Source organism: Escherichia sp. E3659 (genome assembly GCF_005781135.1).
Lineage (GTDB): Bacteria > Pseudomonadota > Gammaproteobacteria > Enterobacterales > Enterobacteriaceae > Escherichia.
On sequence record NZ_VATQ01000015.1, the window covers coordinates 168,538 to 190,534 of the forward strand.

Below are 21,997 nucleotides of genomic sequence, written 5' to 3' on the forward strand. Positions count from 1 at the left end.
AATGATCAATTCGCCCCGAGTGTGTATTCAGGTTCAAAGCGTCTACATTGAGGCACAATCTTCACCTGATAATGAACGTTACGTTTTTTCTTATACCGTAACCATACGCAACCTGGGGCGAGCGCCAGTGCAGTTGTTGGGGCGTTACTGGCTGATCACCAACGGCAATGGCCGTGAAACAGAAGTCCAGGGCGAAGGTGTCGTTGGCGTTCAGCCGCTTATCGCCCCTGGCGAAGAGTACCAGTACACCAGCGGGGCAATCATTGAAACCCCGCTGGGCACCATGCAGGGTCACTACGAAATGATCGATGAAAACGGCGTCCCATTCAGCATCGACATTCCCGTATTCCGACTCGCCGTTCCCACACTCATTCATTAAAAAAATATGGCAACATACCTTATTGGCGATATTCATGGCTGTTACGATGAACTTATCGCATTGCTGCATAAAGTAGAATTTACCCCTGGGAAAGATACCCTCTGGCTGACGGGCGATCTGGTTGCGCGCGGTCCTGGTTCGCTTGATGTACTGCGCTATGTGAAATCCTTAGGCGACAGCGTACGTCTGGTGCTGGGCAATCACGATCTGCATCTGCTGGCAGTATTTTCAGGCATAAGCCGCAACAAACCAAAAGATCGTCTCACGCCACTACTGGAAGCGCCTGATGCCGATGAACTGCTTAACTGGCTACGTCGTCAGCCTTTGTTGCAAATCGATGAAGAGAAAAAGCTGGTGATGGCCCACGCGGGGATCACGCCGCAGTGGGACTTACCGACCGCGAAAGAGTGCGCACGTGACGTAGAAGCGGTACTGTCAAGCGACTCTTACCCTTTCTTCCTCGATGCCATGTACGGCGATATGCCGAACAACTGGTCACCAGATTTGCGAGGTCTGGCGCGATTACGTTTTATCACCAACGCCTTTACCCGTATGCGCTTTTGCTTTCCAAACGGTCAACTGGATATGTACAGCAAAGAATCGCCGGAAGAAGCCCCTGCCCCGCTGAAACCGTGGTTTGCGATTCCTGGCCCTGTCGCTGAAGAGTACAGCATCGCTTTTGGTCACTGGGCATCGCTGGAAGGCAAAGGTACGCCGGAAGGTATTTACGCGCTGGATACCGGCTGCTGCTGGGGTGGTACATTAACCTGCCTGCGCTGGGAAGATAAACAGTATTTTGTCCAGCCGTCGAACAGACATAAGGATATGGGCGAAGCGGCGGCGTCTTAAACACAGCCTGATACAGGAAGGCCGGATAAGACGCGACCGGCGTCGCATCCGGCACTAGCCGTAAATTCTATACAAACTTACCGCCGCTCCAGAATCTCAAAGCAATAGCTGTGAGAGTTCTGCGCATCAGCGTCGTGGAATTCGCTGAATACCGATTCCCAGTCATCCGGCTCGTAATCCGGGAAATGGGTGTCGCCTTCCACTTCCGCGTCGATATGCGTCAGATACATTTTCTGCGCTTTTGGCAGGAACTGCTCATAAACGCGACCGCCGCCAATCACCATAATTTCTGGTACGTCACCACACGCCGCAATGGCTTCATCAACCGACTTCACCCACGTCACGCGATCGTCCGTGCCAGGCTTGCTGCTGATGATAATGTTTTTGCGCCCCGGCAGCGGGCGGCCAATCGATTCCCAGGTATGGCGGCCCATAACTACGGGTTTATTTAAGGTGTTGCGTTTAAACCAGGCGAGATCGGCAGGCAGGTTCCACGGCATGGCGTTTTCCATGCCGATAACGCGATCTACCGCTAACGCCGCAATCAGACTGATCATTGGGGTATCCTGATAAAAAAAATTGTCGCCACTATACGTAAAGCGTAAACCTTCGTCGACTGGCGAAAGGATGATGTTGAAGAAAATTTTTATTTTGCTGGCGAGTCCATAATCTGTTCGTGGACTCGCCGCATTACAATGAAATAAAAACAAATAGTTAGCTGTAAAGCGTGATTTACGTCACTCTTTATTAGGATAAGGGTTTCGTTTCCGGTTCATCCGCCATGTTGCCGGTATGTTTCCCCTCTTCAGTACCCTGCCAGCCATGCCGTTGGATGAGTGACAGATGTTCCCGGTCCTCGGTGATAATCTCACTTAACATCGCGCTGGTTCGTTTATAGACCGCCGCGCGGGCTTTGGTATCGTTCTCAACCATTGCCATCTCTTCCACCATCTGAATATTAAAGCGGCGGAACACATCGGCGCGTTCTCGCGCTTCATATGGCCCCAGCCCTAAACTTTCCAGCGCCAGACGCCCGATTTTCAGCGCTCCTTCGAAGGTTTCACGTTCCGGCTTTTCAACACCTGCCTGGCGCAAACGAATGTAGTGGTCGACATCGCGGGCGCGGGCAATAATCTGCAAATGCGGGAAATGTTCTTTCACCATCTCCGTCAGTTGCAGGTTGGTTTGCGGATCGTCGATGGCGTTAATCAGCACTTCCGCTTTCGCCGCACCCGCAGATTCCAGTAAATCCATCCGCGTGGCATCGCCATAAAACACTTTCATGCCGAATTTACGCAGCGTTTCGATATGGTCCGGGTCGTGATCGAGCACCACCATTTTCACCCCGCTGGAGAGCAGTAAACGCCCGGTTATCTGCCCAAAACGACCGAATCCGGCAATGATTACCCGCGGCTGTTCTTCGTCGATCTCATCGGCTTCACGCGCTTCTTCAGTAGAAGATTGCTCAAGGCGATTGAGGATCACCAACAGAATCGGCGTTGCCGCCATCGACAGCGCCACCGCCAGGGTCAGCGATTTCGCCCACTCTGGCTCCAGCACATTCGCCATCTGCGCCGCACCAAATACCACAAAGGCAAACTCACTGCCCTGCCCTAATAACACCGCAAACCAGCGACGCTGTTTATTTGGTACCTGCAACGGTCGGGCAATCAGCCACAGCATGGCGATTTTGATGATGAGGAAACCAAGCAGCAAAATAACAATGCGCAATGGGTTTTCAAGCAGCGTGCCAAAGTCTATCGACATGCCAACGCCGATGAAAAACAGCCCCAGTAGCAAACCTTTAAATGGTTCGATATCGCTTTCCAGCGCATGACGATATTCCGAGCTTGCCAGCAGTACGCCCGCCAGAAACGCGCCCATCGCCATCGACAAGCCGACCTCTTCCAGCAGCAAACCAAAGCCAAACACGAGGAATAAAGCCACGGCACTAAACACTTCCCGCAAGCCAGAGCGAGCAACAAAACGCAGTGCCGGACGCGTGACATAGCGCCCCAGCAGTACCACCAGCACCAGCGCGCCCGCCACTTTTAACGCCGACAGGGCAAATGCGCCCATCGTCGTTGAGGCACTGCTCGCCGCCAGTAGCGGGATCATCGCCACCAGCGGGATCGCCGCGATATCCTGGAACAGCAGCACCGCAAAGGCACTGCGGCCCATCTGCGTCATCATCAGATTGCGCTCATTCATCGCCTGCATGGCAATTGCCGTAGAGGAGAGCGCCAGCGTCATGCCGATCAGTTCCGCTACCTGCCAGCGCAGTCCAAGTAACATGCAGAACAGCCCCAGCAGGCCGCCGCAAATCACCATCTGCAATGCGCCACCGCCGAACACTGCCGCACGCAGCTTCCACAGCCTTTGTGGATCGAGTTCGAGGCCGATAATAAACAACATCAGCACCACGCCGATTTCAGCAAAGTGCAGGATAGATTCGGCATCGGTCACCAGTCGCAGCCCCCACGGGCCAATAATACAACCCGCGATCAGGTAGCCAAGTACCGATCCCAGACCAAGACGTACCGCAATGGGGACAATCAGCGCCGCCGAACCGAGATAAATCAGCGCCTGAATCAGCGTATGGCTATCCATGATGTGCCTCCTGCCATTCCAGCAGACGTTGCTTATAGTGACGCGCCTGCCCTTCGAGGGTTTCGTCGTCACAAATAAAGGTGCAGTGCATGGCAAACGGTGGCAGCCAGTTCAGCCCGCAGTAGATTGCCGTCGCCTGTAGCGGCTGCGACAGCACATCAAAGCCCGGATGCGCACCAATCTCAAAATGGCTTTCCCCGCCGCCGGTCGTCACCGCCCACAGCAAATGTTTGCCATGCAGCGCCGTGCCGCCATGACCGTAAGCCCAGCCGTGGGAGAAAACTTTATCGATCCAAAGTTTAAGGAGCGGTGGAATGCTGTACCACTGCATCGGGTGCTGCCAGACGATCAGATCGGCGCGAGACAGCGCCTCCTGCTCGGCGGCAATGTCGATATTGAAGTCAGGATAGAGTTGATAAAGAGAGCGAAATTCGACGCCTTCCAGCGTCCTTGCCTGTTCAAGCATCCGTTTATTCGCATGGGAATGATGCGGATACGGATGCGCATAAATTATAAGAATCATAGTTATTAGCCCGCGTGTTTACGCCTTTGTTTTCCCACAAAGTGTAGTCACATATTCACGCGGCTTATAGTCAATAATATTGATTCAGAAAAGAGAGAAATCTGAATAAATTACCCCGCTCGCTGCCTGCGAATCGTCATATTGCTGGTCTGCGCCAGTGACATCCCACGTGTTTCCGGGGCAAACGCTACGGAAATCAACAAGCCAAATAGCGAGATCCCCGCCCCCATCAGCATCGTGTTACTGATACCGTAATTATTGATAAAGATTGGCAGCGCCCAGGTTGAGATAATCGTACCGATACGGCTCAGAGACATAATTACGCCCACGGCTGAAGCACGGATATCCGTCGGGAAGAGTTCATTAGGATAAAGCCACTGCAAATTACCTGGCCCGCCAGAGAAAAAGGCATACACCGCAAATGCCATCACTACCAGCCAGATCCCCATATCCGGGATCAGCCCCAAAACCGCCAGCGCCAGCGTCATCATGGCAAAGCTGCCAATCAACAATGGACGCCGTCCGGCAGTGTTTAACCACAGCATCGGCGGAATACAGCCGAGCATAAAGAACAGGCTAATCACCACATTCCCCAGCGCCGCGTTTTTGCCAACCCCCAATCCCAACAAACCAACGATTTGCGGGCCAAAGGTGTAAATGGCGAACATCGGGATCACCTGGCAGGTCCAGATGGCGGCAACAAACAGGACAAAAGGAAAATGGCGGCGATTAAACAGATCGCGAAAACGGGTTTGCTGCGGCTGCTCTTCATCGAAAGCCACCGGTTCGCCAAACAGTTTGATCATCATCTCTTCGCACTCTTTTACTCGCCCTTTGCGTAACAACCAGCGGGGAGATTCTGGCAGTTCGAATCGACCAATCAAAATCGACAAACAGGGGATCGCCGCGCTACCCAGCATCCAACGCCAGCCGCCTTCCACATCATAAAGCCAGTAGCCGACCAGATCGGCGCAGGTCGCGCCGACATACCACATCGCGGCGATAAAGCTGATGGAAAACGCCCGCTGACGGGTACTGGAGAACTCGGTGATCATTGAGGTAGCGATGGGATAATCTGCACCAATGACAATGCCGATAAGTACCCGCATCACCAACAGTTCGACAGGGGATGAGACAAACATCGTCGCCACCGATATCACGCCGATGGCGATGATATCAATGAGGAACATTTTGCGCCGTCCGACTTTATCGGAAATATAGCCAAACAGCGATGTGCCAACGAACAGCCCGGCGAGCGTTCCCGCACCCAGCAAGCCAATCCAGTCAGCGTCCAGCTTCAGCGCCGGAGTCAGTTGCTCCAGCGCCACGCCAATCATTACCAGTACATAACCATCCAGAAACGGACCACCGCTTCCCCACAGCAAAATGCGGCGGTGAATAGAGGAAAATTTAAGATCGTCAAAGTTTCTGGACGGTTGCATGGGTTATTCCTGTTTTTTTGCAATGAGAGTCAGTACGGCGTTACGTATCAAACCAACATCAGCCGTAACGGAACTCCACACCAAAGGTGCCGCGCGGGTATTCCCACTGTTCCAGCGCCGACCCCAGCCCCAGAATGCGACAGGTGCCGCACTCCAGACATCCGGCGTAATCGAAGCGCACACTGCCGTCATCCTGCTTCTTGTACAGAGCTGCGGGGCACGCTTTCACCAGCAGCTCCAGGGCCTGTTTATCGGCATCGGCCTTCACAACAATGTGCGGATGCTCTTCATCGACATTGAATTTATTGACGCCCAGTTTGACGTCCACATTGACGGGAGAAGTCATAAAACGGTCACTCCTTTCATGCCATCCTTGATCAGATTGATGAAGCCCACTTTCTTGCCGTGGCGGAGGATTTTCTTGCGCATCAGTTCCGGCGCGCTGCCGTCAATGGTGAACAGGTCACGCGCCACACCCACCGCCAGTTCCGGGTAGCCGCTAAACATGCGTGGATTATCAAGGAACGCCGGTAGTTTCTTGTACATTCGCATATCGCGCAGCGGGCCACTCTCAAGATGCTGACGATATTCCGCCAGTTTTTGCTTACTGAAATCGTCGCTTTTCATCGCTGAAAGCACGGTTTTTGCTGCTGCTTCCCCGGCGGCAATCGCCAGATCCATACCGCGAATGGTAAAACCGAGGTTCATACACATTCCGGCGGCATCACCGGCAATCAATACGCCGTCACCAACCAACTCCGGCAGCATGTTGATGCCTGCTTCCGGCACTACGTGAGCGGAATATTCCACCAGCTTGCCGCCCGCGATCAGCGGTGCAACTGCCGGATGCTGTTTGAAATCTTCCAGCATTTGCGGCACCGATTTTTTCGCGTCATGCAGATGATGCAGACCACAAACCAGCCCCAGCGACAGAGTGTTTTCATTGGTATAAAGAAAACCGCCGCCCATCAGGCCATCGGTGGGTGATCCCGCAAACAGGCAAGCCGCACCCTGATTACCCTGCAACTGAAAACGGTCTTCGATAACCGACTGCGGTAACTCGATCAGTTCCTTCACGCCAACCGCCACATCCGTCGGTTTAACGCGTTTTGCCATCCCCAGTTTTTCGGCAAGGATGGAATTCACCCCGTCAGCAAGGATCACCGTTTTCGCTTCAATCACATCGCCATCGGCTTCTACGCCGACAACTTTGCCATCACGCTGTACGAGGTTATCGACGCGAATCCCGGTAATTAACTGCGCGCCCGCTTCTTCGGCCTGCTCCATCAGCCAGGCATCAAATTTACTGCGCAAAACGGAGTAAGAACGCTGGGATGGCGATGTTTCGTCACCATTGCAGTAGTCCATGGTCATCGCTGACTTTTCCGTCATAAACGCGAGTTTTTCATGGGTGATCAGGCGTTCTACGGGGGCGGATTCGGCGAAACCAGGAATAATGTGTTCCAGACTGTGGGCATAGAGACGCCCGCCGGTGACGTTCTTGGCACCTGCGGAATTGCCACGCTCGATAACTAACACTTGCGCCCCTTCGCGGGCGAGCACCAGTGCGGCAACCGAACCGGCAAGCCCTGCACCGACGATGATGGCGTCAAAGATATCTTCGGACATAAGAGCTCCCTGTCAGCGGCAGGGCCGAAATGCAGCCCTGCCAGAGTGGATCAACGCGCTAAAGCTGCGGTCAGTGCCGGAAGGATCTTCACGGCGTCGCCAACAATGCCGTAATCCGCGTACTGGAAGATCGGCGCATTTTTATCTTTGTTGATGGCGAAAATGGTTTGCGACGCGTTAGCGCCAACCATGTGCTGGATCTGCCCGGAGATCCCCACCGCCAGGTACAGTTCAGGTTTCAGCATCAGGTTGGAGATACCGACATAGCGTTCGTGCTCCATCCATTTTTCGTTTTCCGCCACCGGACGAGAACAGGCCAACTCCGCACCTATTGCCTTGCAAAGCTGTTCTGCCAGCACAATGTTCTCTTTGCTGCCAATGCCGCGACCGACGCTGACCACCAGACGGGCTTTGTCGAGATCGACGCTGTTGCTCTGGCGCGCCTGGGTTGCCGTGCGGGTAATCGCCACAGCCGGAGCCTGCCACTCCACGGTGTGCGTTTCGCCAGTACGTGACGCGTCTGGCTGAGCCGCATCGAACGTGCCGCTGCTGATGGTCAATACCGCATACGGCGTGGCAATGCGTTCTTCGCCAATCGCCAGACCACCGTAAACCATGTGTTTCACTGTCGCTTTACCGTCCTGTACGCTGACGGTGCAGGCATCGTTAGACACCGCCGCTTTAAGGCGATAACCCAGTTTTGCCGCCAGTAATTTGCCGCGACGAGTATTCGGCAACAGCACCAGACCGTCTGCGCCGTGCTGGCGAATAGTGTCAGCCATGACACCGGCGTAATCTTCGATCATCCGATCGTCCGGTTTGCCGTTTAATTTCCAGACATGATTAGCGCCGAGCTGGATTGCCTGTGCGCCATCGGCATCATTGAGGACAAAGGTGTTGATTTGATTAGCTAAAGCCTGCGCACCGTTCATCAGTTCCGGCAGACGAGAAGGGGTATCGCTGAATACCCAGACTTGAGAAAACGTGTTCATAGCATCCCCTGTAATTAAATGACTTTGCGAAGATTTTCAGCAAATGCGGCGATCTGTTCTTCGCCGTCGCCTTCAATCACGATGCGCTGACGCTCGCGCTGTTTCGGCGCGGCAACCTGTTGTTCAGACCAGGCTGACTCTGCGTTAAAACCGATATCCGCCGCCGACCATACCTGGACTGGCTTTTTCGCCGCGCCGAGAATGGCTTTCATCGAAGGAATTTGTGGGGAGTTGATATCAGTGGAAACAGCAACAACCGCAGGCAGCGGAATGCTTAAGGTTTCTGTTTCATCTTCCAGTTCGCGCTCAACGGTGAGGGTATCTGCCGTCAGGGAGATAATTTTGCTGACGCCGTTAACTGCCGGAATATTGAGGATTTCGCCTACCAGCAAACCAACCTGCTGGGCATAAAGGTCGGAAGAACCATCGCCACAGAGGATCAAATCAAAGCCTGCTTTCTGGGCGGCGGCAGCCAGTGCGCTCGCCGTTTGTTGCGGCAGTGCCTGCTCAAACTGGTCATCAATCACCACAATCAGTTCATCCGGGCCGCGCGATAGCACATCTTTACGCCCTTTGGCGTTGGTCAGGGCTTTACCGCCCACACTTAAGGCCGTCACCTGCGCCTCTGCCGCCTGCTGTTTTAACTGGCAAGCCGCTTCAATAGCGTTGAGATCGTATTGGCTTATTTTGGCATCGGCTTTGCTGAGATCTAATGAACCATCAGCATTATTGATCGCAATATCCTGTTCATCAGGCACGCACTTATAGCAAGTAATAATCTTCATTGCATCTCCAGAAATCATGAAGGAAACGTCGTTCATATCGGTGGTGTTAATTACAGATATCACGTCCTTTAATTCGGGAATAAAACTTTAATCACCAATATTGAAAATGTCACACGCAGATAAATCCAACTTTCAATATTGTTAAGTTCCTCACCAATATTGAAAACATGGCGTAGCAAAAAGAAATTTTCAATATTGTTTTATGGATCACCAATATTGAAAGTCAGATGCTATTTTTTTACTCACAATCAAACTCATCATATTGATTGATAATGGATATTTACACAAAGACACTCTGTTTTTACCCGATAAAAAACTGTGGTTTACATCACAGAATGCAGCCAGTTGAATACCCATTATGAGTTAGCCATTAACGCGTCCACGAGGTTAATAATAATTATATTAAATGTTAACAAAAATAAAACAAACGGGAACGCTAAATAAATATTTATTTTTACAGTGGAATTAACTCATGACAAAAGAAAAGAGAAAAACGGGAATAGAACCGAAGGTGTTCTTTCCGCCATTAATAATCGTTGGCATACTTTGTTGGCTTACAGTCAGAGATCTGGATGCGGCGAATGTCGTTATTAATGCTGTATTCAGTTACGTCACCAATGTATGGGGATGGGCATTTGAATGGTATATGGTGGTGATGCTTTTTGGTTGGTTCTGGCTGGTATTTGGCCCGTATGCCAAAAAGCGTTTAGGTAACGAACCCCCTGAGTTCAGCACCGCCAGTTGGATCTTTATGATGTTTGCCTCCTGTACGTCTGCTGCCGTACTGTTCTGGGGGTCGATTGAGATCTACTACTACATCTCCACGCCGCCATTTGCTTTAGCGCCAAACTCCACTGGCGCGAAAGAACTGGGGCTGGCCTACAGTTTGTTCCACTGGGGACCGCTACCGTGGGCCACTTACAGCTTCCTTTCCGTCGCCTTCGCGTACTTCTTCTTTGTCCGCAAAATGGATGTGATTCGCCCCAGCTCCACTCTGGTGCCGCTGGTCGGTGAAAAACATGCCAAAGGCTTGTTTGGCACTATCGTCGATAACTTCTATCTGGTGGCGCTGATCTTCGCAATGGGAACCAGTCTGGGTCTTGCCACGCCGCTGGTGACCGAGTGTATGCAGTATCTGTTTGGTATTCCGCATACCCTGCAACTGGACGCTATTATCATTACCTGCTGGATCATCCTCAACGCTATCTGCGTAGCCTGTGGTCTGCAAAAAGGGGTAAAAATCGCCAGCGATGTGCGCAGCTATCTGAGTTTCCTGATGCTTGGCTGGGTATTCATCGTCAGCGGCGCCAGCTTCATCATGAACTACTTCACCGACTCGGTGGGGATGTTGCTGATGTATCTGCCGCGCATGTTGTTCTATACCGATGCCGTTGGCAAAGGCGGCTTCCCGCAGGGCTGGACCGTGTTCTACTGGGCATGGTGGGTAATTTACGCCATCCAGATGAGTATCTTCCTGGCGCGTATTTCCCGTGGTCGTACCGTGCGTGAACTGTGCTTCGGTATGGTGATGGGGCTGACAGCATCCACCTGGATCCTGTGGACCGTGCTCGGCAGTAACACTCTGCTGTTGATGGATAAAAACATCATCAACATTCCAAACCTGATCGAACAGTACGGTGTGGCGCGCGCCATCATCGAAACCTGGGCCGCTCTGCCGCTCAGCACTGCCACCATGTGGGGCTTCTTCATTCTCTGCTTTATTGCCACCGTTACCCTGATTAACGCCTGCTCTTACACCCTGGCGATGTCCACCTGCCGCGAAGTGCGCGACGGTGAAGAACCGCCACTGCTGGTGCGTATCGGCTGGTCAGTGTTGGTTGGCATTATCGGTATTGTTCTGCTGGCGCTCGGCGGCCTGAAACCGATTCAAACCGCGATTATCGCCGGAGGATGCCCGCTGTTCTTCGTCAACATTATGGTGACGCTCTCCTTTATTAAAGACGCGAAACAGAACTGGAAAGATTAATTAACCCCCAAAATATCAAGAGGTTGAAAGATGGATTTTAATTTAAATGATGAGCAGGAACTGTTTGTCGCCGGTATCCGCGAACTGATGGCCAGCGAAAACTGGGAGGCCTATTTTGCCGAGTGCGACCGTGACAGCGTCTACCCGGAACGTTTTGTCAAAGCACTGGCGGATATGGATATCGACAGCCTGCTGATCCCGGAAGAGCACGGTGGTCTGGACGCGGGGTTCGTTACCCTCGCCGCCGTGTGGATGGAGCTGGGACGCCTGGGGGCGCCAACCTATGTGCTGTACCAGTTGCCGGGCGGGTTTAACACCATCCTGCGTGAAGGCACACAAGAGCAGATCGACAAGATTATGGCATTCCGCGGCACCGGTAAGCAGATGTGGAACTCCGCGATTACCGAACCGGGCGCGGGCTCTGACGTGGGTAGCCTGAAAACGACTTATACCCGTAGAAATGGTAAGATTTATCTTAATGGTAGTAAGTGTTTTATTACCAGCAGCGCCTACACCCCGTACATCGTGGTGATGGCGCGCGACGGGGCTTCTCCGGACAAACCTGTCTACACCGAATGGTTTGTTGATATGAGCAAACCGGGCATCAAAGTGACCAAACTTGAGAAGCTCGGTCTGCGTATGGATAGCTGCTGTGAAATCACCTTTGACGATGTGGAACTGGACGAGAAAGACATGTTCGGTCGGGAAGGTAACGGCTTTAACCGCGTCAAAGAAGAGTTCGACCATGAACGTTTCCTGGTAGCCCTGACCAACTATGGTACAGCGATGTGCGCCTTTGAAGATGCGGCGCGCTACGCCAACCAACGCGTGCAGTTTGGCGAGGCGATTGGTCGTTTCCAGTTGATTCAGGAAAAATTCGCCCACATGGCGATCAAATTAAACTCCATGAAAAACATGCTGTATGAAGCAGCGTGGAAAGCAGACAACGGCACCATCACCTCTGGTGATGCGGCAATGTGCAAATACTTCTGCGCCAATGCGGCATTTGAAGTGGTGGATAGCGCAATGCAGGTGCTGGGCGGTGTCGGGATTGCGGGCAACCACCGCATCAGCCGCTTCTGGCGTGATCTGCGTGTAGACCGCGTCTCCGGCGGATCTGACGAAATGCAGATCCTGACGCTGGGTCGTGCGGTACTGAAGCAATACCGCTAAGTCCGTGCGCTGCCTGATGCGACGCTGATGCGTCTTATCAGGCCTACGGGAGCACGAATGTAGGCCGGATAAGGCGTTTACGCCGCATCCGGCAGTCATGCGCTACACAAATTTTTCAGGAGCTAATAATGGATCATCTACCCATGCCGAAATTCGGGCCGCTGGCCGGATTGCGCGTTGTCTTCTCCGGTATCGAAATCGCCGGACCGTTCGCCGGGCAAATGTTCGCAGAATGGGGTGCGGAAGTTATCTGGATCGAGAACGTCGCCTGGGCCGACACCATTCGCGTTCAACCTAACTACCCGCAGCTCTCCCGCCGCAATTTGCACGCGCTGTCGTTAAATATTTTCAAAGATGAAGGCCGCGAAGCGTTTCTGAAATTAATGGAAACCACCGATATCTTCATCGAAGCCAGTAAAGGTCCGGCCTTTGCCCGTCGTGGCATTACCGATGAAGTACTGTGGCAGCACAACCCGAAACTGGTTATCGCTCACCTGTCCGGTTTTGGTCAGTACGGCACCGAGGAGTACACCAATCTTCCGGCCTATAACACCATCGCCCAGGCCTTCAGTGGTTACCTGATTCAGAACGGTGATGTTGACCAGCCAATGCCTGCCTTCCCGTATACCGCCGATTACTTTTCTGGCCTGACTGCCACCACGGCGGCGCTGGCAGCACTGCATAAAGTGCGCGAAACCGGAAAAGGCGAAAGTATCGACATCGCCATGTATGAAGTGATGCTGCGTATGGGCCAGTACTTCATGATGGATTACTTCAACGGCGGCGAAATGTGCCCGCGCATGACCAAAGGGAAAGATCCCTACTACGCCGGTTGCGGTCTGTACAAATGCGCCGACGGCTACATCGTGATGGAACTGGTGGGCATTACTCAGATTGCAGAATGCTTTAAAGATATTGGACTCGTACATCTGCTCGGTACGCCGGAAATCCCGGAAGGCACCCAGCTTATTCACCGTATCGAATGCCCTTACGGCCCGCTGGTTGAAGAGAAACTCGATGCCTGGCTGGCGGCACATACCATCGCAGAAGTTAAAGAACGCTTTGCTGAACTGAATATCGCCTGCGCCAAAGTACTGACCGTACCGGAACTGGAAAGCAATCCACAGTATGTGGCCCGTGAATCAATCACCCAGTGGCAAACGATGGATGGTCGCACCTGCAAAGGGCCGAACGTGATGCCGAAATTCAAAAATAACCCCGGCCAAATCTGGCGTGGAATGCCATCACATGGCATGGACACGGCTGCCATTTTGAAAACTATCGGCTACAGCGAAAACGACATTCAGGAGTTGGTCAGCAAAGGTCTGGCCAAAGTTGAGGACTAAACGCGTGGCGCCAGTCGGCTTGCCTGACTAGCGCCCGCCCAATAACAAACGAACAAAATGGATAGAGGTGCAATGGATATCATTGGCGGACAACATCTACGTCAAATGTGGGACGATCTGGCGGACGTTTACGGTCATAAAACGGCGCTGATTTGTGAATCCAGCGGCGGAGTCGTTAACCGGTATAGTTATCTTGAGTTAAATCAGGAGATTAACCGCACGGCAAACCTGTTTTATACGCTGGGGATTCGCAAAGGCGACAAGGTTGCTCTACATCTCGACAACTGCCCGGAATTTATCTTTTGCTGGTTCGGGCTGGCAAAAATTGGCGCAATTATGGTGCCGATTAACGCCCGCCTGTTGCGCGAAGAAAGCGCGTGGATCCTGCAAAATAGCCAGGCGTGCCTGCTGGTAACCAGTGCACAATTCTATCCTATGTATCAACAGATTCAGCAGGAAGATGCCTCGCAGTTGCGGCACATTTGCCTGACAGATGTGGAGCTTCCCGCTGATGATGGCGTGAGTTCGTTTACTCAACTGAAAAATCAACAACCTGTAACCTTGTGCTATGCACCGCCGCTATCGACCGACGATACGGCGGAAATTCTCTTTACCTCCGGTACCACTTCCCGACCGAAAGGTGTGGTGATTACCCATTACAACCTGCGCTTCGCTGGATATTACTCCGCCTGGCAGTGCGCACTGCGTGACGATGACGTCTACCTGACGGTAATGCCTGCGTTTCATATCGATTGCCAGTGTACTGCGGCGATGGCGGCGTTTTCTGCCGGAGCCACCTTTGTGCTGGTCGAGAAATACAGCGCCCGCGCCTTCTGGGGACAGGTACAGAAGTACCGCGCCACCATTACCGAATGTATTCCGATGATGATCCGTACCTTGATGGTGCAGCCGCCTTCAGCGAACGATCAGCAACACCGCCTGCGGGAAGTGATGTTTTATCTCAACCTGTCGGAGCAGGAAAAAGATGCGTTTTGTGAACGCTTCGGCGTTCGCTTGCTGACGTCTTATGGGATGACAGAAACCATTGTGGGCATTATCGGCGATCGCCCTGGCGATAAACGACGCTGGCCGTCGATTGGTCGGGCGGGTTTTTGCTACGAAGCGGAGATTCGCGACGATCACAATCGTCTGCTCCCGGCAGGTGAGATCGGTGAAATCTGCATTAAAGGCGTACCTGGGAAAACCATCTTCAAAGAGTACTTTCTCAACCCACAAGCCACTGCGAAAGTGCTGGAAGCCGATGGCTGGCTGCATACCGGCGATACCGGATACCGCGACGAAGAGGGCTTTTTTTATTTCGTCGATCGCCGCTGCAATATGATCAAACGCGGTGGGGAGAATGTCTCCTGCGTGGAGCTGGAAAATATTATCGCCGCGCACCCGAAAATTCAGGACATCGTGGTTGTTGGTATTAACGATTCGATTCGCGATGAAGCCATCAAAGCGTTTGTGGTGCTGAATGAAGGTGAAATATTGAGCGAAGAGGAATTCTTCTACTTTTGCGAACAGAATATGGCGAAATTTAAAGTGCCTTCTTATCTGGAGATCAGAAAAGATCTACCGCGTAATTGCTCGGGGAAAATAATCAGAAAGGCGCTGAAATAAACACTACAGCAGGGTACTACTCTGTCTGGTAATAATCACGTTCAACAATAATATGCATTTTTTTGCAGGGCCGTTGTCGTCCCTGAAAAAGCAAAAATGGAGAAAAGGAATGAGTGAATCATTACATCTGACCCGCAATGGATCAATTCTGGAAATTACCCTTGATCGACCAAAAGCGAATGCTATTGATGCGAAAACCAGCTTTGAAATGGGCGAAGTATTTCTAAATTTCCGTGACGACCCGCAATTACGTGTCGCCATTATTACCGGTGCCGGAGAGAAATTCTTTTCCGCAGGCTGGGATTTAAAAGCAGCAGCAGAAGGCGAAGCACCGGATGCTGACTTTGGTCCGGGTGGTTTTGCGGGCTTAACCGAAATTTTCAATCTGGATAAACCGGTCATCGCAGCCGTGAATGGCTACGCCTTTGGCGGCGGCTTTGAACTGGCGCTGGCGGCAGATTTTATTGTTTGTGCCGATAACGCCAGCTTCGCCCTGCCGGAAGCCAAACTGGGCATCGTTCCTGACAGCGGCGGTGTGCTGCGTCTGCCGAAGATCCTGCCGCCTGCCATCGTCAATGAAATGGTAATGACTGGCAGAAGAATGGGCGCAGAAGAGGCGCTGCGTTGGGGGGTAGTCAACCGAGTGGTTAGCCAGGCGGAATTGATGGATAACGCCCGCGAACTGGCGCAGCAACTGGTTGACAGCGCCCCGCTGGCAATTGCGGCGCTGAAAGAGATCTACCGCACCACCAGCGAAATGCCAGTAGAAGAAGCGTATCGCTATATTCGCAGCGGCGTGTTGAAACACTATCCATCGGTTCTGCATTCGGAAGATGCCCTTGAAGGGCCGCTGGCGTTTGCCGAGAAGCGCGATCCGGTGTGGAAAGGACGTTAACAACCGTGAGCTATTACGCCTTTGAGGGGTTAATTCCGGTGGTTCACCCGACGGCGTTTGTCCATCCCAGTGCAGTCTTGATTGGCGATGTGATTGTGGGGGCCGGAGTCTACATCGGCCCCCTCGCCTCACTGCGTGGTGATTACGGGCGGTTGATCGTGCAAGCGGGAGCCAATATTCAGGATGGCTGCATTATGCATGGCTACTGCGACACTGACACCATCGTTGGAGAAAACGGCCATATCGGGCACGGAGCGATCCTACATGGCTGCATGATTGGTCGCGATACATTGGTCGGGATGAACAGCGTGATTATGGATGGCGCGGTCATTGGCGAAGAGAGCATTGTTGCCGCCATGAGCTTTGTCAAAGCGGGCTTTAGCGGCGAGAAACGCCAGTTGTTGATGGGCACGCCAGCCCGCGCTGTGCGCAGTGTGAGTGACGACGAGTTACACTGGAAGCGGTTGAATACCAAAGAATATCAGGATCTTGTCGGGCGCTGTCATGCATCGTTACATGAAACGCAGCCGTTGAGGCAAATGGAGGAAAATCGCCCCCGTTTGCAGGGGACGACGGATGTGACGCCGAAACGGTAACATCGTCGGATGCGGCATAAACGCCTTATCCAACCCGGCTGGAGAGCAACCGTAGGCCGGATAAGATGCGCCAGCATCGCATCCGGCGACCAGGTCGCACGGTATCATCGAAATGACATTAACGACGCATACTCTTTGACAACATCATCTGCCACTTCTGCTCGCGGTTAAGTTCCGTGAGCGGAACGGCAGGAATACGCGGCGTCTTTCTTACACCGACTAATTTATCTCGGCTGTTATTGCGCAGGCGCGCGTAAATTTGCTCATCGATATCGACCACTTTTACCAGTCGCTGGCACTGGCATCCCCGCCCTTCCAGCTTATTAGGGATCATCTTAACTTCGCAGCTTATTTCTGCGACTTCCGACAGAATATAAGTCAGGGTATTAACCGCCTTGCTGTGTTCAATATCGAAATGAATAGAGATCTCTCTTGCTATCACCCACCGGTTTTCAGCCATCATCCATTCGGCGATTAACAAATAGAGTGGTTTTTCAACACATCCTTCACACATACGAACTCCAGTTTCACAAATTAAAAGACTGGCTATGACTCGTTTTGCAGCAATTAAACAAGGCCATATTAAAATTGTGGATATATCGATAGTATGCAACCTAACGAAGGATTAGTGTGAGCAAAATCCTGCTTACGCCATCAAAAATATGAATTCCAACAAAGTTTTGTCTTACAGGTAAAAAAACGGTCCTCTTTCGAGAACCGTATTAGTTATTCGATCAAATTGGCGAATAAAACATATCCGCCATCACACGCTATTATTTGATCTGTGCGTGCATTTCCTGCACCGAAATTACTTTTTCAGTCGCATCGGCATTCAGCGCCATCGCGGTAGCGAAACCACCGTTCAGGGTGGTGTCATAATGCACTTTATATTGCAGCGCACTGCGACGGATCACGCGGGAGTCTTCAATCGCACGACGGCCTGAGGTGGTGTTGATGATGTAGGTATATTCGCCATTCTTGATGCGGTCCTGAATGTGCGGACGACCTTCATGCACCTTGTTCACCAGACGCGGATTAATGCCTGCTTCGCCCAGCACAATCGCCGTGCCGTGGGTCGCATCCAGCTCGAAGCCCTGTTTCAGCAGTTTTGCCGCCAGGTCCACCACGCGTTCTTTATCGCCTTCGCGCACGGAGAGCAGCGCACGGCCCTGTTTCTTCATGGTGGAGTTACTGCCCAGCTGCGCTTTGGCGAACGCTTCCGCGAAGGTGCGACCGACGCCCATCACTTCCCCGGTAGAGCGCATTTCTGGCCCTAACAGCGGGTCAACGCCCGGGAATTTATTGAACGGCAGCACCACTTCTTTCACCGAGTAGTACGGCGGGATAACTTCTTTGGTTACGCCCTGCTCAGCCAGCGATTTGCCAGCCATCACACGCGCCGCCACTTTTGCCAGCGGCACGCCGGTGGCTTTGGAGACGAACGGAACGGTACGCGCCGCACGCGGGTTAACTTCAATCAGGTAGACTTCGTTGTTTTTCACCGCAAACTGCACGTTCATCAGGCCGCGCACCTGCAATTCGAAGGCCAGTTTCTGCACCTGCTGGCGCATCACATCCTGAATTTCCTGACTTAAGGTGTAGGCTGGCAGAGAACATGCGGAGTCACCGGAGTGCACGCCCGCCTGCTCGATGTGCTCCATGATGCCGCCAATCAGCACCATTTCGCCGTCGCAGATGGCGTCCACATCCACTTCTACCGCGTCATCGAGGAAGTGATCCAGCAACACTGGCGCATCGTTAGAGACACTCACCGCCGTCTGGAAGTAGCGACGCAGGTCTGCTTCGTCGTAGACGATTTCCATCGCCCGACCGCCGAGAACGTAAGACGGACGCACCACCAGCGGGTAGCCAATCTCTTTTGCCTTCTCAACCGCCATTTCAATAGCGGTAACGGTGGCGTTCGCCGGTTGTTTCAGTTTCAGACGATCAACCGCATGCTGGAAACGTTCACGGTCTTCTGCACGGTCGATAGCATCCGGGCTGGTGCCGATAACCGGTACACCAGCGGCTTCCAGTGCACGCGCCAGTTTCAGCGGGGTCTGACCGCCGTACTGAACGATAACGCCTTTCGGCTTCTCGATACGCACGATTTCCAGCACATCCTCCAGAGTTACCGGCTCGAAGTAGAGGCGATCGGACGTGTCGTAGTCGGTGGAGACGGTTTCCGGGTTACAGTTAACCATAATGGTTTCGTAACCGTCTTCGCGTAGCGCCAGCGAGGCGTGTACGCAGCAGTAGTCGAATTCGATACCCTGACCGATACGGTTTGGACCGCCGCCAAGCACCATGATTTTTTCACGGTCGGTAGACGGATTCGCTTCGCACTCTTCTTCATAAGTGGAGTACATGTAAGCGGTGTCGGTGGCAAATTCTGCCGCACAGGTATCCACGCGCTTGTAGACCGGGTGCAGGTCATACTGGTCACGCAGCTTACGGATTTCCGCTTCGCGTACGCCTGCCAGTTTTGCCAGACGCGCATCGGCAAAGCCTTTGCGTTTCAACTGACGCAGGAAGTCAGCGTTCAGGCCAGTGATGCCCACTTCCGCCACTTTCTCTTCCAGACGCACCAGTTCTTCAATCTGCACCAGGAACCAGCGGTCAATGTTGGTCAGGTTGAAGACGCCGTCCACAGACAGGCCCGCACGGAAAGCATCGGCGATGTACCAGATACGCTCTGCGCCTGCGTCTTTCAGTTCGCGACGGATTTTGGTTAACGCTTCCGGGTCATCGAGGCTCACTTTCGGGTCGAATCCAGTCGCACCGACTTCCAGGCCGCGCAGCGCTTTTTGCAGGGATTCCTGCTGCGTGCGACCAATCGCCATCACTTCACCAACCGATTTCATCTGAGTGGTCAGACGGTCGTTAGCACCGGCGAATTTTTCGAAGTTGAAGCGAGGAATTTTGGTGACCACGTAGTCGATGGACGGCTCGAAGGAGGCCGGAGTACGCCCGCCGGTGATGTCGTTCATCAGTTCGTCGAGGGTGTAACCCACCGCCAGTTTCGCCGCTACTTTAGCAATCGGGAAGCCGGTGGCTTTCGACGCCAGCGCCGAAGAACGGGACACGCGCGGGTTCATTTCGATAACAATCAGGCGACCGTTTTTCGGGTTCACCGCAAACTGAACGTTGGAACCACCGGTTTCAACGCCGATTTCACGCAGCACCGCCATCGAGGCGTTACGCATGATTTGATATTCTTTGTCGGTCAGCGTTTGCGCTGGCGCGACAGTGATGGAGTCACCGGTGTGGATGCCCATCGCATCAAAGTTTTCGATAGAGCAGACGATGATGCAGTTGTCGTTTTTATCACGCACCACTTCCATCTCGTACTCTTTCCAGCCGATCAGCGACTCATCAATCAGCAGCTCTTTGGTTGGGGAGAGATCCAGACCGCGGGCGCAAATTTCTTCAAACTCTTCACGGTTATAAGCGATACCGCCACCGCTACCGCCCATTGTGAAGGATGGGCGAATAATGCACGGGAAGCCCACGTCAGCGGCAACCGCCAGCGCTTCTTCCATCGTGTGTGCGATACCGGAACGCGCAGTTTCCAGACCGATTTTCTTCATCGCTACGTCGAAACGACGGCGGTCTTCTGCTTTATCAATCGCATCGGCGGTCGCACCAATCATAGTCACGCCGAACTCTTCCAACACGCCCTGACGCTCCAGCTCCAGCGCGCAGTTCAGCGCCGTCTGACCGCCCATCGTTGGCAGCACCGCATCCGGGCGCTCTTTTTCAATAATCTTGCGTACCACTTCCCAGTGAATCGGCTCGATGTAGGTCGCATCAGCCATTTCCGGGTCGGTCATGATGGTCGCCGGGTTAGAGTTCACCAGAATGACGCGGTAACCTTCTTCGCGCAGGGCTTTACATGCTTGCGCGCCAGAGTAGTCAAACTCACACGCCTGACCGATAACAATCGGGCCCGCACCCAGAATCAGGATACTTTTTATATCTGTACGTTTTGGCATGGCTCTTTTACTCCTGATTACTTAGCGGTTTTACGGTACTGCTCAATTAACTCGATAAAGTGGTCGAACAACGGCGCTGCGTCGTGCGGACCAGGGCTGGCTTCAGGGTGCCCCTGGAAGCTGAACGCCGGTTTATCGGTGCGATGAATGCCCTGTAACGTACCGTCGAACAGGGATTTATGCGTGACACGCAGGTTTGCAGGTAATGTTGCTTCGTCCACCGCAAAACCGTGGTTCTGGGCGGTGATCATCACCACGTTTTTCTCCACATCTTTAACCGGATGGTTGCCGCCGTGGTGACCAAATTTCATTTTGATGGTCTTCGCACCGCTCGCCAGCGCCAGCAGCTGATGACCGAGGCAGATGCCGAATACCGGGATGTCGGTTTCGAGGAATTTCTGGATGGCGGTAATGGCGTAATCACACGGGGCCGGGTCGCCAGGACCGTTGGAGAGGAAGATGCCGTCTGGATTCATTTTCAGCACATCTTCCGCAGAAGTTTGCGCTGGAACGATGGTCAGGCGACAGCCTCTGTCCACCAGCATCCGCAGGATGTTGCGCTTGGCACCAAAATCATAAGCCACGACGTGGAACGGCAGCTCGTCTTCTTTTTTCGCTTCTGGCAGGCCTCCGGTCAGCGTCCAGCTCCCTTGTGTCCAGCTATAGGCTTCTGCGGTGGTGACTTCTTTTGCCAGATCCATGCCGTTCAGACCTGGGAACGCGCGGGCTTTTTCTAACGCCAGCGCCGCATCCGGGTTATCGCCTGCGATAATGCAGCCATTCTGTGCGCCTTTCTCGCGCAGTAAACGCGTCAGCTTACGGGTATCGATATCGGCAATCGCCACGATGTTATGGCGTTTCAGGTAAGAAGAGAGGTCTTCGGTGTTGCGGAAGTTGCTGGCAATCAGCGGCAGGTCGCGAATCACCAGACCTTGTGCATGTACCTGAGAGGATTCTTCATCGGCGTCATTAGTGCCGACATTGCCAATATGGGGATAAGTAAGAGTAACGATTTGACGAGAATAGGAAGGATCAGTGAGGATTTCTTGATAACCGGTCATTGAAGTATTGAAAACGACTTCCCCAACCGCCGAACCTGTTGCCCCTATGGCCCGACCGTGAAACTGGGTTCCGTCTTCCAGAACCAATAGCGCTGACTTAATCAAAACA

Annotated in this window: 19 protein-coding genes; 8 read left to right on the plus strand and 11 right to left on the minus strand. The window is 53.0% G+C overall.

Features of this window, described 5'->3' with window-relative positions:
• The first annotated feature begins 1 nt into the window (after position 1).
• Both apaG and apaH read left to right on the plus strand, forming a co-directional pair.
• Positions 2 to 379, plus strand: coding sequence for a Co2+/Mg2+ efflux protein ApaG (gene apaG / locus FEK47_RS12840; RefSeq protein ID WP_000610906.1), 378 nt, complete (start codon positions 2 to 4; stop codon positions 377 to 379).
• Between the two features lie 6 nt (positions 380 to 385).
• Positions 386 to 1,228 (plus strand): bis(5'-nucleosyl)-tetraphosphatase (symmetrical) ApaH, encoded by an 843-nt coding sequence (gene apaH, locus FEK47_RS12845; RefSeq protein WP_135486682.1) that lies wholly within the window; start codon positions 386 to 388, stop codon positions 1,226 to 1,228.
• Positions 1,229 to 1,305: 77 nt separating this feature from the next.
• Here the strand turns inward: apaH and folA are convergent, their stop codons facing one another.
• The 8 genes from folA to FEK47_RS12885 form a co-directional block, all read right to left on the minus strand.
• The gene (gene folA, locus FEK47_RS12850; protein WP_135486683.1) at positions 1,306 to 1,785 is read right to left on the minus strand and encodes a type 3 dihydrofolate reductase; all 480 of its coding nucleotides are present in this window, start codon (positions 1,783 to 1,785) and stop codon (positions 1,306 to 1,308) included.
• A gap of 190 nt (positions 1,786 to 1,975) precedes the next feature.
• Complete coding sequence (gene kefC, locus FEK47_RS12855) at positions 1,976 to 3,838, minus strand: glutathione-regulated potassium-efflux system protein KefC (RefSeq protein ID WP_135486684.1); 1,863 nt, start codon at positions 3,836 to 3,838, stop codon at positions 1,976 to 1,978.
• The gene (gene kefF / locus FEK47_RS12860) at positions 3,831 to 4,361 is read right to left on the minus strand and encodes a glutathione-regulated potassium-efflux system oxidoreductase KefF (protein WP_138183203.1); all 531 of its coding nucleotides are present in this window, start codon (positions 4,359 to 4,361) and stop codon (positions 3,831 to 3,833) included. The genes kefC and kefF overlap by 8 nt, the downstream gene beginning before the upstream one ends.
• A 110-nt stretch (positions 4,362 to 4,471) precedes the next feature.
• Positions 4,472 to 5,803, minus strand: a complete 1,332-nt coding sequence (locus FEK47_RS12865; RefSeq protein WP_138183204.1) for an MFS transporter — start codon at positions 5,801 to 5,803, stop codon at positions 4,472 to 4,474.
• 58 nt (positions 5,804 to 5,861) lie between these two features.
• Positions 5,862 to 6,149, minus strand: a complete 288-nt coding sequence (fixX, locus tag FEK47_RS12870; RefSeq protein WP_115738980.1) for a ferredoxin-like protein FixX — start codon at positions 6,147 to 6,149, stop codon at positions 5,862 to 5,864.
• On the minus strand, positions 6,146 to 7,432 hold the full coding sequence (locus FEK47_RS12875) for an FAD-dependent oxidoreductase (RefSeq protein WP_135486685.1): 1,287 nt from the start codon (positions 7,430 to 7,432) through the stop codon (positions 6,146 to 6,148). The genes fixX and FEK47_RS12875 overlap by 4 nt, the downstream gene beginning before the upstream one ends.
• Positions 7,433 to 7,482: 50 nt before the next feature.
• Positions 7,483 to 8,424 carry an electron transfer flavoprotein subunit alpha/FixB family protein gene (locus tag FEK47_RS12880; RefSeq protein WP_135486686.1) on the minus strand — a complete coding sequence of 314 codons (942 nt, stop codon included), beginning with the start codon at positions 8,422 to 8,424 and terminating at the stop codon, positions 7,483 to 7,485.
• Between the two features lie 14 nt (positions 8,425 to 8,438).
• Complete coding sequence (locus FEK47_RS12885; RefSeq protein ID WP_135486687.1) at positions 8,439 to 9,209, minus strand: electron transfer flavoprotein FixA; 771 nt, start codon at positions 9,207 to 9,209, stop codon at positions 8,439 to 8,441.
• A gap of 472 nt (positions 9,210 to 9,681) precedes the next feature.
• On the opposite strand from FEK47_RS12885, the gene caiT reads away from it, so the two are divergent.
• The 6 genes from caiT to caiE all read left to right on the plus strand — a co-directional run bounded on the left by caiT (position 9,682) and on the right by caiE (position 16,832).
• On the plus strand, positions 9,682 to 11,196 hold the full coding sequence (gene caiT, locus FEK47_RS12890; RefSeq protein WP_135523751.1) for an L-carnitine/gamma-butyrobetaine antiporter: 1,515 nt from the start codon (positions 9,682 to 9,684) through the stop codon (positions 11,194 to 11,196).
• Positions 11,197 to 11,226: 30 nt separating this feature from the next.
• Positions 11,227 to 12,369 (plus strand): crotonobetainyl-CoA dehydrogenase, encoded by a 1,143-nt coding sequence (gene caiA, locus FEK47_RS12895; RefSeq protein WP_130204853.1) that lies wholly within the window; start codon positions 11,227 to 11,229, stop codon positions 12,367 to 12,369.
• Positions 12,370 to 12,497: 128 nt separating this feature from the next.
• Entirely contained in the window at positions 12,498 to 13,715 is a 1,218-nt protein-coding gene (gene caiB / locus FEK47_RS12900; protein ID WP_135486688.1) for an L-carnitine CoA-transferase, read from the plus strand.
• Positions 13,716 to 13,787: 72 nt separating this feature from the next.
• A complete protein-coding gene (gene caiC, locus FEK47_RS12905; protein WP_135486689.1) occupies positions 13,788 to 15,341 on the plus strand; it encodes a crotonobetaine/carnitine-CoA ligase in 1,554 nt (517 codons plus the stop codon).
• A gap of 109 nt (positions 15,342 to 15,450) precedes the next feature.
• On the plus strand, positions 15,451 to 16,236 hold the full coding sequence (gene caiD, locus FEK47_RS12910) for a crotonobetainyl-CoA hydratase (RefSeq protein WP_130217476.1): 786 nt from the start codon (positions 15,451 to 15,453) through the stop codon (positions 16,234 to 16,236).
• A 5-nt stretch (positions 16,237 to 16,241) separates the two neighbouring features.
• Positions 16,242 to 16,832, plus strand: coding sequence for a carnitine operon protein CaiE (caiE, locus tag FEK47_RS12915; protein ID WP_135486690.1), 591 nt, complete (start codon positions 16,242 to 16,244; stop codon positions 16,830 to 16,832).
• Between the two features lie 118 nt (positions 16,833 to 16,950).
• Here the strand turns inward: caiE and caiF are convergent, their stop codons facing one another.
• The 3 genes from caiF to carA all read right to left on the minus strand — a co-directional run bounded on the left by caiF (position 16,951) and on the right by carA (position 21,993).
• Positions 16,951 to 17,346 carry a carnitine metabolism transcriptional regulator CaiF gene (caiF, locus tag FEK47_RS12920; RefSeq protein ID WP_130204845.1) on the minus strand — a complete coding sequence of 132 codons (396 nt, stop codon included), beginning with the start codon at positions 17,344 to 17,346 and terminating at the stop codon, positions 16,951 to 16,953.
• A gap of 259 nt (positions 17,347 to 17,605) precedes the next feature.
• The gene (gene carB / locus FEK47_RS12925) at positions 17,606 to 20,827 is read right to left on the minus strand and encodes a carbamoyl-phosphate synthase large subunit (protein ID WP_130259612.1); all 3,222 of its coding nucleotides are present in this window, start codon (positions 20,825 to 20,827) and stop codon (positions 17,606 to 17,608) included.
• A gap of 17 nt (positions 20,828 to 20,844) precedes the next feature.
• Positions 20,845 to 21,993, minus strand: coding sequence for a glutamine-hydrolyzing carbamoyl-phosphate synthase small subunit (gene carA, locus FEK47_RS12930; protein WP_001589662.1), 1,149 nt, complete (start codon positions 21,991 to 21,993; stop codon positions 20,845 to 20,847).
• Positions 21,994 to 21,997 lie beyond the last annotated feature (4 nt).